The organism is Ruegeria sp. BF6 (assembly GCF_056538665.1).
The window spans coordinates 1,182,441-1,195,065 of record NZ_JBQFTN010000001.1 but is presented as its reverse complement, the minus strand read 5'-3'; the positions used below and the strand labels follow the sequence as shown (position 1 = coordinate 1,195,065).

The window sequence follows — 12,625 nt, the reverse complement described above, 5'->3', positions numbered from 1 at the left end:
CCTATGACGCATCGCGTGGCACAGTCGGGTCAACATGTTGAAAACTAAACCGGGAGGAGCGCTGCAATGGATGAGCGGGTCGAGATTTTCGAGGTAGGTCCACGGGATGGCCTGCAAAATGAACAGCGTGAAATTCCTGTGAACGAGAAGGTTGCGCTGATCGACTGTCTCAGCCGCGCCGGGTTCAACCGGATCGAAGTGGCCAGTTTTGTCTCACCTAAATGGGTGCCGCAGATGGCGGGCAGCGCAGAGGTGCTGGCCGAAATCGAAAGGCCGGACGGGGTGCGTTTTGCCGCGCTGACACCAAACATGCGCGGTTATGAGGACGCTCTGGCGGCCAAGGCGGATGAGATCGCGGTGTTTGCTTCGGCCTCCGAGGGGTTTTCGAAGGCCAACATCAACGCCACGATCGAGGAATCCATTGAACGGTTCACTCCGATCCTTGAAGCTGCGCGTCACATTGATCTGCCGGTGCGGGGCTATGTCTCGTGCGTGACCGACTGCCCTTATGATGGCCCGACCCCACCCGAGAAGGTGGCCGAGGTCGCGGACCGTCTGTTTGCACTGGGCTGCTATGAGGTTTCCTTGGGTGACACGATCGGGCAGGGAACGCCTGACACTGTCGCGCATATGTTGCTGGCAGTGCGAGAGCGAATGCCGGTGACCCGGTTGGCAGGTCATTTCCATGACACCAACGGCCGTGCCATCGACAATATCGACGCGGCGCTGGCGCTGGGCGTCCGGACATTCGACGCGGCTGTTGGTGGGTTAGGTGGTTGTCCCTATGCACCCGGCGCTTCCGGCAATGTTGCAACCGAAGCCGTTGTCGCGCATCTGGAGCGGCTTGGATATGAGACTGGGATTGATCAGGCGATTGTCGAAGAGGCCGCCCAGATAGCCCGAGCAATGCTAGCGGAGTGAGGGGCGATGTTCGAAACGATCTCGGTTACGCAGGACGCGCGCGGTGTGGCGACTCTGACGCTCGACCGTCCGGAAAAGCACAATGCAATGTCGGCGGAGATGATTTCCGAGCTGACGCAGGCGGCGGCGCAGTTGGGGACGGATGACACGGTTCGGGTCGTGGTTCTGACCGGCGCGGGTAAAAGCTTTTGTGCCGGTGGCGACCTCGGCTGGATGCAGGACCAGATGGCCGCCGACCCCGAAACCCGGTTCGCCGAAGCGCGCAAGCTGGCCGAAATGCTGCAGGCGTTGAACACGATGCCCAAACCGCTGATCGGAGCGCTTCAGGGCAACGCTTTTGGTGGTGGTGTCGGACTGACCGCGGTTTGCGATGTGGCCGTTGGTGTGGATGGCGTGAAGATGGCGCTGACTGAAACCCGGCTGGGTCTGATCCCGGCAACCATTGGCCCCTATGTTATCGCCCGCATGGGTGCGGCCCGGGCGCGGCGCGTGTTCATGTCGGCCCGGGTGTTCGACGCGGCAGAGGCCGTGGATCTTGGCCTGTTGGCCAAGGCTGTTCCTGTCGCAAATCTGGACGAAGCAATTGAGACCGAAATCCAACCCTACCTGTCCTGCGCGCCGGGGGCCGTGGCCTCGGCTAAGGATCTTGTGCAAACGCTGGGCCCGCGCATTGACGACACCGTGATTGACCAGACCATCCGGTCTCTGGTCGAGCGGTGGGAAACCGACGAGGCGCGTGAAGGCATCAACGCCTTCTTTGAAAAGAGAAAACCTGCATGGAACAGTCATGTTTAGCACCTGTCAGCGCGAAATCAGATTCGCGAAAATGCCAGGTTTTCCATTTGTGGAAGCAAGTGGAATATTAAGCCCCTGCGCGTTTGTGTTCGGTTGACCCTCTGACCCCGCGCGGATAGAGAATGTCCAGTCAACACGCCAATTGACGGCGCGTCCCTGGGGGGTATGCGCAGGAAAGGAGCTATTCGTGGAAGACCTGCTGCGGGAGTACCTCCCGATTCTGGTGTTTCTGGCCGTTGCCGTGGGCCTTGGAATCGTACTGATTCTAGCTGCTGTGGTACTGGCCGTCCGCAATCCCGACCCTGAAAAGGTCAGCGCATATGAGTGCGGTTTCAACGCCTTCGATGATGCGCGGATGAAATTCGACGTCCGATTCTATCTGGTTTCGATTCTCTTCATCATCTTTGATCTGGAAATCGCCTTCCTGTTCCCGTGGGCCGTCGGCTTCAAGGATATCAGCGATGTGGGTTTCTGGTCCATGATGGTGTTCCTGGCGGTGCTGACTGTCGGCTTTGCCTATGAATGGAAGAAAGGGGCCCTGGAATGGGAGTGATGACGGGTGCAAACACCGCTGGCGTCGACAAGGAAGTCGCCACCCAGGCCCTGAATGCCGAACTGCAGGACAAAGGGTTTCTGCTGACCTCAACCGAGGATATTATCAACTGGGCGCGCACTGGTTCTCTGCACTGGATGACCTTCGGTCTGGCCTGCTGTGCGGTTGAGATGATGCACACTTCGATGCCCCGTTACGATGCGGAACGTTTTGGCATTGCCCCGCGCGCCTCGCCGCGTCAGTCGGACGTGATGATCGTGGCTGGCACCCTGACCAACAAGATGGCCCCTGCGCTGCGTAAGGTTTACGACCAGATGCCCGAGCCGCGCTATGTGATCTCGATGGGATCCTGCGCGAATGGCGGTGGCTATTACCACTATTCCTATTCTGTTGTTCGCGGCTGTGACCGGGTTGTTCCGGTGGACATCTATGTGCCCGGTTGCCCTCCGACGGCTGAGGCGTTGCTGTACGGCCTGATGCAGCTGCAACGCAAAATCCGCCGCACCGGCACCATCGTACGCTGAGGAGAGAGCTGATGAGCGAAGCACTCAAAGAACTCGGCGCACAGCTTGAGCTGAAGCGAGCCGATTGCGTTCTGTCCTGGGACGTGACCCATGGCGAGTTGAACGTCGATGTAGCTCCGTCGAACATTGTGGAGTTTGTCGAATTCCTGCGGTCTGACCAGAACTGCAAGTTCTCGACCCTCGTTGACATCACCGGTGTGGACTATCCCGAACGGGCCAAGCGGTTCGACGTGGTTTACCACTTCCTGTCAATGTACCAGAACCAGCGTATCCGCCTGCGGGTGTCGATCCGCGAGGAAGACATGGTGCCCTCGATCGTGGACGTTCACCCCTCGGCCAACTGGTTCGAGCGTGAGGTGTTCGACATGTTCGGCATCCTGTTTTCGGGCCACCCGGACCTGCGGCGCATCCTGACCGACTATGGTTTCCGAGGCCATCCGCTGCGCAAGGATTTCCCGACCACCGGTTACACCGAAGTGCGCTATGACGAGGCGCAGAAGCGCGTGGTCTACGAGCCCGTCAGTCTGGTGCAGGAATACCGGCAATTCGATTTCATGTCCCCATGGGAAGGCGCGAATTACATTCTGCCGGGGGACGAGAAACAGGAGAGTGAATAATGGGTGGCATCTGGTGGTTGATCCTATCGGCACTGACCATCATCCCGATGGTGAAGATTTTGCCGTTTTTCGGGATCAACAAATACTGGTGCCTTCTTTGTCTGATCCCATTCGGCACGATTGCGTTGCTTTGGTGGGTTGGGCTGAAATTACAGGAACTGGAGCGCCGCTGAGATGATGCTGCTGGGGGAACTGATCGCGTTGGGCGCGCTGGGGGTCCTGCTGGCGGGGGCCGCAGTTAAGGCGGCCGAGGCGGAAAAGGTCCGGGTTCGGGCCGAAGCGAAGAAGAAACGAGGGCGTTGATGGACGGCTCAAGATACGATGACGGCAGCACGGACGCGCTGAGCGGAGAACAGAAGATCCGCAACTTTAACATTAACTTCGGTCCGCAACACCCAGCGGCGCACGGAGTTTTGCGTCTTGTGCTTGAGCTGGACGGTGAGATTGTCGAACGCTGTGATCCGCATATCGGCCTGCTGCACCGTGGCACCGAAAAACTGATGGAAAGCCGGACGTATCTGCAGAATCTGCCGTATTTTGACCGTCTGGATTACGTGGCACCAATGAACCAGGAACATGCCTGGTGTCTGGCCATTGAAAAGCTGACCGGGGTCGAGGTCCCGCGTCGTGGCTCGCTGATCCGGGTTCTGTACTCAGAAATCGGGCGCATCCTGAACCACTTGCTGAACGTGACCACACAGGCGATGGACGTAGGTGCGCTTACCCCGCCGCTGTGGGGCTTTGAAGAGCGTGAAAAGCTGATGGTGTTCTATGAGCGCGCCTGTGGTGCCCGTCTGCACGCCGCTTATTTCCGCCCTGGTGGTGTGCATCAGGACCTGCCGCCGGAACTGCTGGACGATATCGAGGCGTGGAGCCACGAATTTCCCACCGTTTTGGACGACATTGATGGTTTGCTGACCGAAAACCGCATCTTCAAACAGCGTAACGCCGATATTGGTGTTGTGACCGAGGATGACATCCAGAAATACGGCTTCTCTGGTGTGATGGTGCGCGGATCGGGCCTTGCATGGGACCTGCGCCGTGCGCAGCCCTATGAATGCTATGACGAGTTCGAATTCCAAATCCCTGTCGGCAAGAACGGCGACTGCTACGACCGTTATCTGGTTCGGATGGAAGAGATGCGCCAGTCGCTGCTGATCATCCGTCAGGCCATCGCCAAAATCCGCGACTGCCCCGGTGACGTTCTGGCGCGCGGCAAAATCACTCCGCCGAAACGCTCGGACATGAAGACCTCGATGGAGAGCCTGATCCATCACTTCAAGCTTTACACCGAAGGCTTTCACGTGCCGGCCGGCGAGGTTTATGCCGCCGTCGAGGCCCCCAAGGGCGAGTTCGGTGTCTATCTGGTCGCCGACGGCACCAACAAACCCTACCGCGCCAAGCTGCGCGCACCGGGCTTCCTGCACCTGCAAGCCATGGACCACGTTGCCGGAGGGCACCAACTGGCCGACGTCGCCGCCATCATCGGCACCATGGACGTTGTGTTTGGGGAGATTGATCGGTGAGATTGACGCTAAGTTTTCTCTGCGTTGGGTGCGTCGCGGTATCGTCACAGGCGTTGGCTGGCGGCATTGACCGAGAGGCTTTTATTGCGAGCATTCCCGCGAATGCATTGCAATATAGCCAAAACATTCGCTTCTGCACTCTGGACGACACAGTCAAATTTGTTTGTGAGACTTTTGCGGAAGCTTACGCCGACAGTGCAGGGGATAGAGTCCTCGACGTAAATTTGTTGTTTCACACAATTGGAACGATGAGCAATGCTTTGGAGGGCGGTATGTCCGGTGTGGACTTATCGTGCAGTCAACCAAGCAACATCCCTCATGTGAAACCTTTGACACCTGTTGTCCAAGGAGGTGACTTATCTGTTGCCGTATTTGAGTCAGATGAAACCTGTTATCTGGATATCGTAGAGTAAGAAAATGCTTCGTAGGCTGCACCCCGAACAACCCGATAGCTTTGCCTTCACCGCTGCCAACCAGCAATGGGCCGAAGCGCAGATCACCAAATACCCCGAAGGCCGTCAGGCCAGCGCGGTCATTCCGCTGCTGTGGCGTGCACAGGAGCAGGAGGGCTGGCTAAGCCGTCCGGCGATTGAATCTGTCGCTGACATGCTGGGCATGGCCTATATCCGCGTGCTTGAGGTGGCGTCGTTCTACTTCATGTTCCAGCTGCAACCGGTTGGGTCGGTGGCCCATATTCAGGTTTGCGGCACGACGTCCTGCATGATCTGCGGGGCCGAGGATCTGATCGCGGTCTGCAAGGAAAAGATCGCCGCCAAGCCGCATGAACTGTCCGCCGATGGCAAGCTGAGTTGGGAAGAGGTGGAATGCCTCGGTTCCTGCACCAACGCGCCGATGGCGCAGATTGGCAAGGATTACTACGAGGACCTGACCGCCGAGAGTTTTCGCAAGATCCTCGACGATCTGGCGGCGGGCAAGGTGCCAACTCCGGGCCCGCAGAACGGGCGCTATGCGGCGGAACCGCTGAAGGGCCTGAGCAGTCTGGCCGAGTACGGGGCCGGGAAACCTCAGTACAACGCAAGCGTCGAACTGGCGACGGATCTGAGTGACACGGTCAAGCGGATTGACGGGACCGAGGTCCCGATCCTGACCCCTTGGCTGGGCAAGGATGGCAAGCAGGCGGGTGCCTCGGCGTCGGAGAAACCTCCGAAAGCGCCCGAAACGCCGAAACCGGCTGTGAAACAGGCGCAGGAGGCGAAAGCCAAGCCCAAACCGGAAGAGGCCAAGGAAGATCAACCCGAGACGCTGACCACAGCGCGGGATGGCAGGGCGGATGACCTCAAGCTTTTGAAAGGCGTGGGTCCGAAGCTGGAAGAAACGCTGAACGAGCTGGGTTTCTACCACTACGATCAGATCGCAGCCTGGACGCCGGAACATGTCGCTTGGGTAGATGCGCGTCTGAAATTCAAGGGCCGGATCGAACGCGATGGCTGGATCGAACAGGCGTCCAAGCTTGCGGCGGGTGAGGAAACCGAATTCGCCAAACGTGCCAAGGAAGACGGCACTTACGAAGACTAAACGACGGTGCCCATCCGGGGCGCCTTGGGTGAGATGGACAAGGATAAGGAACAAGCCATAGCCCGCAAGGGCCGACATATCGGCATCGTCATCGCTGTGACGATGGTGATCTGGCTTGCCATGAACATGTTCATCGGCCCCGCATTGGGACTGACAACGCGCCATGCGCTTCTGTTCGATCTCGCCGCTCTGGCAGGTTTTATCTATGCGGGCGTCAACATTTTTCAACTCTGGCGCATGCGTCAGGACAGCTGAAGGTAACACACGATGCTGAAGGATCAGGACCGGATCTTTACCAACATCTACGGGATGCATGAGCGCACGCTCAAAGGCGCGCAGGCCCGGGGGCATTGGGACGGCACTGCTGGCCTGATCGAAAAGGGCCGTGACTGGATCATCCAGACGATGAAGGACTCAGGTCTGCGCGGCCGCGGTGGCGCGGGCTTTCCGACCGGTCTGAAATGGTCGTTCATGCCCAAGGAAAGCGACGGCCGTCCGGCCTATCTGGTGGTGAACGCGGACGAGTCCGAGCCCGGCACCTGTAAAGACCGTGAGATCATGCGCCATGATCCCCACACGCTGATCGAAGGCTGCCTGATCGCCTCTTTCGCGATGAATGCGCATACCTGCTACATCTATCTGCGCGGCGAATATATCCGTGAGCGTGAAGCCCTGCAGGCCGCGATTGATGAGGCCTATGACGCGGGTCTTCTGGGCAAGAACGCGGCCGGTTCGGGATGGGATTTCGATCTGTTCCTGCATCATGGGGCCGGCGCCTATATTTGCGGTGAAGAAACCGCTCTGATCGAAAGCCTTGAGGGCAAGAAGGGCATGCCGCGGATGAAACCTCCGTTTCCGGCGGGTGCGGGGCTGTATGGTTGCCCGACCACGGTGAACAATGTCGAATCCATTGCTGTTGTGCCGACGATCCTGCGCCGGGGTGCCGACTGGTTTGCAGGCTTTGGCCGTCAGAACAACGCGGGCACCAAGCTTTTTGCGATCTCGGGGCACGTGAACAACCCCTGCGTCGTCGAAGAGGCGATGTCGATCCCCTTTGAACAGTTGATCGAGACCCATTGCGGCGGAATCCGCGGCGGCTGGGATAATCTACTGGCCGTGATTCCGGGTGGATCGTCGGTGCCATGTGTGCGCGGTGAGAACATGCGCGATGCGATCATGGATTTCGATTATCTGCGTAACGATCTGGGTTCGGGTCTTGGGACAGCGGCGGTGATCGTGATGGACAAGTCAACCGATATCATCAAGGCGATCTGGCGTCTTTCCAAGTTCTACAAGCATGAAAGCTGCGGCCAGTGCACGCCGTGCCGCGAAGGCACCGGCTGGATGATGCGCGTCATGGACCGTCTGGTGCGCGGCGAGGCCGAACTGGAAGAGATCGACATGCTGTTCGACGTGACCAAGCAGGTTGAAGGCCACACGATCTGTGCCCTTGGAGACGCAGCGGCCTGGCCTATACAGGGCCTGATCCGCAATTTCCGCGAAGAGATCGAGGATCGCATAAAGGCACAGAAGTCAGGTCGCATGGGCGCCATGGCGGCGGAGTGAGCCAGATGGAGACTTTCGCACAATACGGTCATGCAGTCGCCTCGGTTATGGTTTTCACCCTCGTCGTGCTGTTTTTGGCTCCGTTTTCCGCCTTGGCCAAACAGGGCAAGGGGCTGGCCCCGGGGGCGACGCCGGAACAGGACTATTCCGACAAGGCGTATCGGCTGAACCGCGCATATCTGAACGGAACCGAGACGTTGCCCGCTTATGTGGCGGTTACAGCTGCGGCGATCCTGATGGGGGTAAGCCCGTTTTGGGTGAACCTGCTCGCCTCGGTTGCACTGTTGGCACGTCTGTCAATGCTGTTCGTACATATCCGCGGAATCGGCAATCCTCACAGTGGTTTACGGTCGGTTCTGTATGTTGTGGGCTGGGCCTGCATGCTTATCACCGGCCTCATGGCGCTGGTGGCGGCGTTCTGATGGTGGGGTTGGGGAAACATCTGATGTTCGGGCTAAGACAAGTTAAGAACCACGGCTTCATGCTGAGTGCAGTTGTCGCGCTAGCGGCGGGGTCGGCTTGCGGAATCGTCTCGCCTTCCGAGAATCAGGTCCTGTTTGACGGTCACGCATTCCGGGCCAAAGCAAAGCCCGTCGACAAGAAAGTTTCACCAGCTGACTTTACGGTTGTCGTCAACGGAGTCTCTGCCTCGTTGGACGGTGCACGGGAGGCAGGTCGGTTTGAGGGAACCAAATTCTGTATCAAGCAGTTTGGTTCTTCGAAAATCGTATGGAAGGTTGGTCCGGATACCGAGCCGCAGAACCTGCGCATCAGCGATGACAAACTGACATTTGCAGGAACCTGTCAAAGACCATGATGCGTGTTTTTGCATATCAGGCCATGATGCGGCGGGTGTTATTGCATAGCGCCCCGCGTGCCTTTCGTCTTGGGTCTCCCAAGACGAAAGGAGTTGTTATGTCTGGTGTGAAAACCCTCGTGTTGTTGTCGGTGCTGACCCTGCCGACCCTTGCCGAGGCAAAGCCGCCCTTGCGCGAAGTCAAAGAGATCGACAACGAACTCTACTACATCGCCATTGCAAACGAAATTTCGGAATATTGCCCATCGATCAGCGGGCGACGTCTGAAAGCGATAGGTGTGATGTGGGGGCTGAAGTCCAAAGCAAACAATCTGGGGTACTCGGACGATGAAATCCGCGCCTATGTGGATTCCGACGTCGAAAAGGACAGGATGCGCGCCAAGGGCGAAGCGTATCTGGCCCAGAACGGCGTCACGTATGAAAATCCGAATTCTTTCTGCACGCTGGGGCGGAAGGAAATCGAAAGAAACAGCGCCATTGGCGTGTATTTGAGGGCGAACTAGACCATGTCTGACCTCCGCAAAGTAAACATCGACGGGCAGGAAATCGAAGTCGATGGTGCGATGACTCTGATCCAGGCTTGTGAAGAGGCCGGGGTCGAAGTGCCGCGCTTCTGCTATCATGAACGTCTGTCGATTGCCGGGAACTGCCGGATGTGTCTGGTTGAGGTAGTGGGCGGCCCGCCGAAACCGGCCGCCTCCTGCGCAATGCAGGTGCGCGACTTGCGTCCGGGGCCGGAAGGTCAGGCACCCGAGGTCAAGACGAACTCGCCCATGGTTAAAAAGGCCCGCGAAGGGGTGATGGAGTTCCTGCTTATCAACCACCCGCTGGATTGCCCGATCTGCGATCAGGGTGGTGAGTGTGACCTGCAGGATCAGGCGATGGCCTATGGTCTGTCGGGCACCCGTTTCAAGGAAGCCAAGCGCGCGGTGGATGATCTGGATCTGGGGCCGCTGGTCGGCACCGCGATGACCCGATGCATCAGCTGTACCCGTTGTGTGCGCTTTACCACCGAGGTTGCCGGGATCGCACAGATGGGCCAGACCGGGCGCGGTGAAGATGCCGAAATCACCTCGTATCTGAACCAGACGCTCGACTCGAACATGCAGGGCAACATTATCGACTTGTGTCCGGTTGGGGCGCTGACGTCGAAGCCTTACTCTTTTACCGCGCGCCCGTGGGAGTTGACCAAGACCGAGAGCATCGACGTGATGGACGCTCTGGGTTCAAACATCCGCGTCGATACCAAGGGGCGTGAAGTGATGCGCTTCCTACCGCGCAACCATGATGGCGTGAACGAAGAGTGGATCAGCGACAAGACCCGATTTGTCTGGGATGGCCTGCGTCGTCAGCGTCTGGACAAGCCCTACGTCCGTGAAAACGGCAAGCTGCGCCCTGCTTCGTGGCCCGAGGCATTGACCAAAGCGGCCGAGGCGCTGAAAGGGGCTGAGAAGCCTGCCGGGATCGTGGGCGATCTGGCCCCGGTCGAGGCTGTGTTTGCGCTGAAGCAGATGATCGAAGGGCAGGGCGGTGTTGTGGAATGCCGCACCGACGGCGCCAAACTGCCAGCTGGCAATCGAGGTGCTTATGCCGGGACCGCAGCAATTGAGGACATCGATGGCGCCGAGCGTATCCTGTTGATCGGAACCAACCCGCGTGACGAAGCACCGGTTCTGAACGCCCGTATCCGCAAGGCTTGGGCGCACGGTGCCGAGATCGCTCTGGTCGGTCCGTCGGTCGATCTGACCTATGAATACCATCACATGGGTGACGATCGCGCAGCACTGCAGAAAGTCGTCGGCATGGGCGGCGATGATGAGATCAAGGGCAAACGCTCGCTGGTCATCATTGGGCAGGGCGCGTTGCAAGAGGCGGACGGTGCGGCCGTTCTGGCTGCCGCGCAAACCATTGCAACCAACACTGAAAGCGGTCTGATCGTTCTGCACACCGCTGCTTCGCGCGTCGGTGCGATGGATGTGGATGCCACAAACGAAGGTAGTATGGATGCGGTCGGCGCGGCGGATGTCATCTACAACCTCGGCGCGGATGAGGTCGAAATCGGCGAGGGTGCCTTTGTGATCTATCAGGGCAGCCATGGTGACCGGGGCGCTCACCGCGCCGACGTGATCCTGCCGGGAGCGGCCTATACCGAAGAAAACGGCCTGTTCGTGAACACTGAAGGCCGCCCGCAACTGGCGATGCGCGCAGGGTTTGCGCCGGGTGAAGCCAAGGAAAACTGGGCCATTCTACGCGCTCTTTCGGCTGAACTGGGCGCGACGCTGCCCTTCGACTCGCTGGCGCAACTGCGCACCGCACTGATCGAGGCGGTTCCGCATCTGGCCCGCATCGACGAGGTGATTGAGAACGAAGTTCAAACGCTGGATGCAGGCCCTCTGGGCAAGGCAACCTTCCGCAATGTGATCAGGGATTTCTACCTGACTAACCCGATTGCACGGGCTTCACAGCTTATGGCCGAATTGTCGGCGCAGGCACAGGCTCGCAAATCCGAGAAGATCGCAGCGGAATGAACCAAAGCTGTTTCATATCACAGGCAAATGCGAATACCGGGTGGCAGTACGCCGCGCCTGATTTGTGTGTGAAACCCAAGATTAAGGGTGGCGCAATGGCGGCATATGCTGTTTACACCAACGCGCCGACCCAGCCGCAGTTTGCGCAGGCACATGGCCTTTGCATCGCTCGCGGAAAACGGAATACCCACGGTGTGAGGACCAATGGCTGATTTCTTTAACACCCCAGGCGGAATAGCCATCATCATTCTGGCGCAAGTGCTCGCAGTCGTTGCCTTTGTGATGATCTCGCTGTTGTTCCTTGTTTATGGCGACCGCAAGATCTGGGCGGCAGTTCAGATGCGCCGCGGACCCAACGTGGTTGGCGTCTATGGCATTCTGCAATCGGTAGCCGACGCGCTGAAATACGTCGTGAAAGAGGTCGTGATCCCCGCCGGGGCCGATCGCGCCGTCTTTATTCTGGCCCCGATGACAAGCTTTGTTCTGTCGCTGATCGCCTGGGCGGTGATCCCGTTCAACGATGGCTGGGTTCTGTCAGACCTGAACGTGGCGGTTCTGTATGTTTTTGCCGTGTCCTCGCTTGAGGTTTATGGCGTGATTATGGGCGGTTGGGCGTCGAACTCAAAGTACCCGTTCCTTGGGTCACTGCGGTCTGCGGCGCAGATGATCTCATACGAAGTGTCCATTGGCTTGATCATCATCGGTGTGATCATCTCGACCGGATCAATGAATTTCGGCTCCATCGTGGGCGCGCAGGATACCGGCTATGGCTTCTTTGGCTGGTACTGGCTGCCGCATTTCCCGATGGTCTTCCTGTTTTTCATCTCGGCACTCGCCGAAACCAACCGCCCGCCCTTCGACCTGCCCGAGGCGGAATCGGAACTGGTGGCCGGGTATCAGGTGGAATATTCGGCCACGATGTTCCTGCTGTTCATGGCCGGTGAATATATCGCGATCTTCCTGATGTGTGCGCTGACCACGCTGTTGTTCTTCGGCGGCTGGCTGTCGCCGATCCCGGGTCTGCCCGACGGTGTTCTGTGGATGGTGGGCAAGATGGCGTTCTTCTTCTTCATCTTCTCGATGGTCAAGGCAATCACGCCCCGCTACCGCTATGACCAGTTGATGCGGCTGGGTTGGAAAGTGTTCCTGCCGTTCTCGCTGGCCTGGGTAGTGTTCGTGGCCTTTGCAGCGAAATTCGAATGGTTCTGGGGCATCTTTGCCCGGTGGAGCGTAGGAGGCTGA

Annotated in this window: 17 protein-coding genes; all 17 read left to right on the top strand. The window is 58.6% G+C overall.

The window, feature by feature from the left end; all coding sequences use genetic code 11:
* The first annotated feature begins 66 nt into the window (after window positions 1-66).
* The 17 genes from ACR0IM_RS06035 (at window position 67) to nuoH (ending at window position 12,625) form a co-directional block, all read left to right on the top strand.
* Window positions 67-921 carry a hydroxymethylglutaryl-CoA lyase gene (locus tag ACR0IM_RS06035; RefSeq protein WP_480640853.1) on the top strand — a complete coding sequence of 285 codons (855 nt, stop codon included), beginning with the start codon at window positions 67-69 and terminating at the stop codon, window positions 919-921.
* 6 nt (window positions 922-927) lie between these two features.
* Window positions 928-1,716: a crotonase/enoyl-CoA hydratase family protein gene (locus tag ACR0IM_RS06030; protein WP_480593109.1), complete on the top strand. Its 789-nt coding sequence runs from the start codon at window positions 928-930 to the stop codon at window positions 1,714-1,716.
* A gap of 187 nt (window positions 1,717-1,903) precedes the next feature.
* The gene (locus tag ACR0IM_RS06025) at window positions 1,904-2,269 is read left to right on the top strand and encodes an NADH-quinone oxidoreductase subunit A (RefSeq protein WP_480593112.1); all 366 of its coding nucleotides are present in this window, start codon (window positions 1,904-1,906) and stop codon (window positions 2,267-2,269) included.
* The gene (locus tag ACR0IM_RS06020; RefSeq protein ID WP_010442777.1) at window positions 2,260-2,793 is read left to right on the top strand and encodes a NuoB/complex I 20 kDa subunit family protein; all 534 of its coding nucleotides are present in this window, start codon (window positions 2,260-2,262) and stop codon (window positions 2,791-2,793) included. Before ACR0IM_RS06025 ends, ACR0IM_RS06020 begins: the two co-directional genes overlap by 10 nt.
* An 11-nt stretch (window positions 2,794-2,804) precedes the next feature.
* The gene (locus ACR0IM_RS06015; RefSeq protein ID WP_480640852.1) at window positions 2,805-3,410 is read left to right on the top strand and encodes an NADH-quinone oxidoreductase subunit C; all 606 of its coding nucleotides are present in this window, start codon (window positions 2,805-2,807) and stop codon (window positions 3,408-3,410) included.
* Window positions 3,410-3,583, top strand: a complete 174-nt coding sequence (locus ACR0IM_RS06010; RefSeq protein ID WP_170433422.1) for a hypothetical protein — start codon at window positions 3,410-3,412, stop codon at window positions 3,581-3,583. The genes ACR0IM_RS06015 and ACR0IM_RS06010 overlap by 1 nt, the downstream gene beginning before the upstream one ends.
* A gap of 1 nt (window position 3,584) precedes the next feature.
* Window positions 3,585-3,713, top strand: a complete 129-nt coding sequence (locus ACR0IM_RS06005) for a hypothetical protein (protein ID WP_480442603.1) — start codon at window positions 3,585-3,587, stop codon at window positions 3,711-3,713.
* On the top strand, window positions 3,713-4,936 hold the full coding sequence (locus ACR0IM_RS06000) for an NADH-quinone oxidoreductase subunit D (RefSeq protein ID WP_480593116.1): 1,224 nt from the start codon (window positions 3,713-3,715) through the stop codon (window positions 4,934-4,936). The genes ACR0IM_RS06005 and ACR0IM_RS06000 overlap by 1 nt, the downstream gene beginning before the upstream one ends.
* Window positions 4,933-5,349: a hypothetical protein gene (locus ACR0IM_RS05995; protein ID WP_480681157.1), complete on the top strand. Its 417-nt coding sequence runs from the start codon at window positions 4,933-4,935 to the stop codon at window positions 5,347-5,349. Before ACR0IM_RS06000 ends, ACR0IM_RS05995 begins: the two co-directional genes overlap by 4 nt.
* A gap of 4 nt (window positions 5,350-5,353) precedes the next feature.
* Window positions 5,354-6,472, top strand: coding sequence for an NADH-quinone oxidoreductase subunit NuoE (nuoE, locus tag ACR0IM_RS05990; protein WP_480681156.1), 1,119 nt, complete (start codon window positions 5,354-5,356; stop codon window positions 6,470-6,472).
* Between the two features lie 33 nt (window positions 6,473-6,505).
* Window positions 6,506-6,727, top strand: coding sequence for a DUF5337 domain-containing protein (locus ACR0IM_RS05985; RefSeq protein WP_480593274.1), 222 nt, complete (start codon window positions 6,506-6,508; stop codon window positions 6,725-6,727).
* 12 nt (window positions 6,728-6,739) lie between these two features.
* Window positions 6,740-8,038 (top strand): NADH-quinone oxidoreductase subunit NuoF, encoded by a 1,299-nt coding sequence (gene nuoF, locus ACR0IM_RS05980; protein ID WP_480681155.1) that lies wholly within the window; start codon window positions 6,740-6,742, stop codon window positions 8,036-8,038.
* 5 nt (window positions 8,039-8,043) lie between these two features.
* Window positions 8,044-8,460, top strand: a complete 417-nt coding sequence (locus ACR0IM_RS05975) for an MAPEG family protein (RefSeq protein ID WP_480681154.1) — start codon at window positions 8,044-8,046, stop codon at window positions 8,458-8,460.
* Window positions 8,461-8,483: 23 nt separating this feature from the next.
* Entirely contained in the window at window positions 8,484-8,855 is a 372-nt protein-coding gene (locus ACR0IM_RS05970; RefSeq protein ID WP_480681153.1) for a hypothetical protein, read from the top strand.
* A gap of 98 nt (window positions 8,856-8,953) precedes the next feature.
* Window positions 8,954-9,358, top strand: coding sequence for a DUF5333 domain-containing protein (locus ACR0IM_RS05965; RefSeq protein WP_480681152.1), 405 nt, complete (start codon window positions 8,954-8,956; stop codon window positions 9,356-9,358).
* 3 nt (window positions 9,359-9,361) lie between these two features.
* Complete coding sequence (gene nuoG / locus ACR0IM_RS05960) at window positions 9,362-11,383, top strand: NADH-quinone oxidoreductase subunit NuoG (RefSeq protein WP_480681151.1); 2,022 nt, start codon at window positions 9,362-9,364, stop codon at window positions 11,381-11,383.
* Between the two features lie 204 nt (window positions 11,384-11,587).
* Window positions 11,588-12,625 carry an NADH-quinone oxidoreductase subunit NuoH gene (gene nuoH / locus ACR0IM_RS05955; RefSeq protein WP_480593132.1) on the top strand — a complete coding sequence of 346 codons (1,038 nt, stop codon included), beginning with the start codon at window positions 11,588-11,590 and terminating at the stop codon, window positions 12,623-12,625.

Excerpts from the sequence above, each read along its gene's own strand:
- ACR0IM_RS06035 (WP_480640853.1), top strand. The coding sequence starts at position 67 with ATGGATGAGCGGGTCGAGATTTTCGAGGTAGGTCCACGGGATGGCCTG.
- ACR0IM_RS06030 (WP_480593109.1), top strand. The coding sequence starts at position 928 with ATGTTCGAAACGATCTCGGTTACGCAGGACGCGCGCGGTGTGGCGACT.
- ACR0IM_RS06020 (WP_010442777.1), top strand. The coding sequence starts at position 2,260 with ATGGGAGTGATGACGGGTGCAAACACCGCTGGCGTCGACAAGGAAGTC.
- ACR0IM_RS06015 (WP_480640852.1), top strand. The coding sequence starts at position 2,805 with ATGAGCGAAGCACTCAAAGAACTCGGCGCACAGCTTGAGCTGAAGCGA.
- ACR0IM_RS06010 (WP_170433422.1), top strand. The coding sequence starts at position 3,410 with ATGGGTGGCATCTGGTGGTTGATCCTATCGGCACTGACCATCATCCCG.
- ACR0IM_RS06005 (WP_480442603.1), top strand. The coding sequence starts at position 3,585 with ATGATGCTGCTGGGGGAACTGATCGCGTTGGGCGCGCTGGGGGTCCTG.
- ACR0IM_RS06000 (WP_480593116.1), top strand. The coding sequence starts at position 3,713 with ATGGACGGCTCAAGATACGATGACGGCAGCACGGACGCGCTGAGCGGA.
- nuoE (WP_480681156.1), top strand. The coding sequence starts at position 5,354 with ATGCTTCGTAGGCTGCACCCCGAACAACCCGATAGCTTTGCCTTCACC.
- ACR0IM_RS05985 (WP_480593274.1), top strand. The coding sequence starts at position 6,506 with ATGGACAAGGATAAGGAACAAGCCATAGCCCGCAAGGGCCGACATATC.
- nuoF (WP_480681155.1), top strand. The coding sequence starts at position 6,740 with ATGCTGAAGGATCAGGACCGGATCTTTACCAACATCTACGGGATGCAT.
- ACR0IM_RS05975 (WP_480681154.1), top strand. The coding sequence starts at position 8,044 with ATGGAGACTTTCGCACAATACGGTCATGCAGTCGCCTCGGTTATGGTT.
- ACR0IM_RS05970 (WP_480681153.1), top strand. The coding sequence starts at position 8,484 with ATGTTCGGGCTAAGACAAGTTAAGAACCACGGCTTCATGCTGAGTGCA.
- ACR0IM_RS05965 (WP_480681152.1), top strand. The coding sequence starts at position 8,954 with ATGTCTGGTGTGAAAACCCTCGTGTTGTTGTCGGTGCTGACCCTGCCG.
- nuoG (WP_480681151.1), top strand. The coding sequence starts at position 9,362 with ATGTCTGACCTCCGCAAAGTAAACATCGACGGGCAGGAAATCGAAGTC.
- nuoH (WP_480593132.1), top strand. The coding sequence starts at position 11,588 with ATGGCTGATTTCTTTAACACCCCAGGCGGAATAGCCATCATCATTCTG.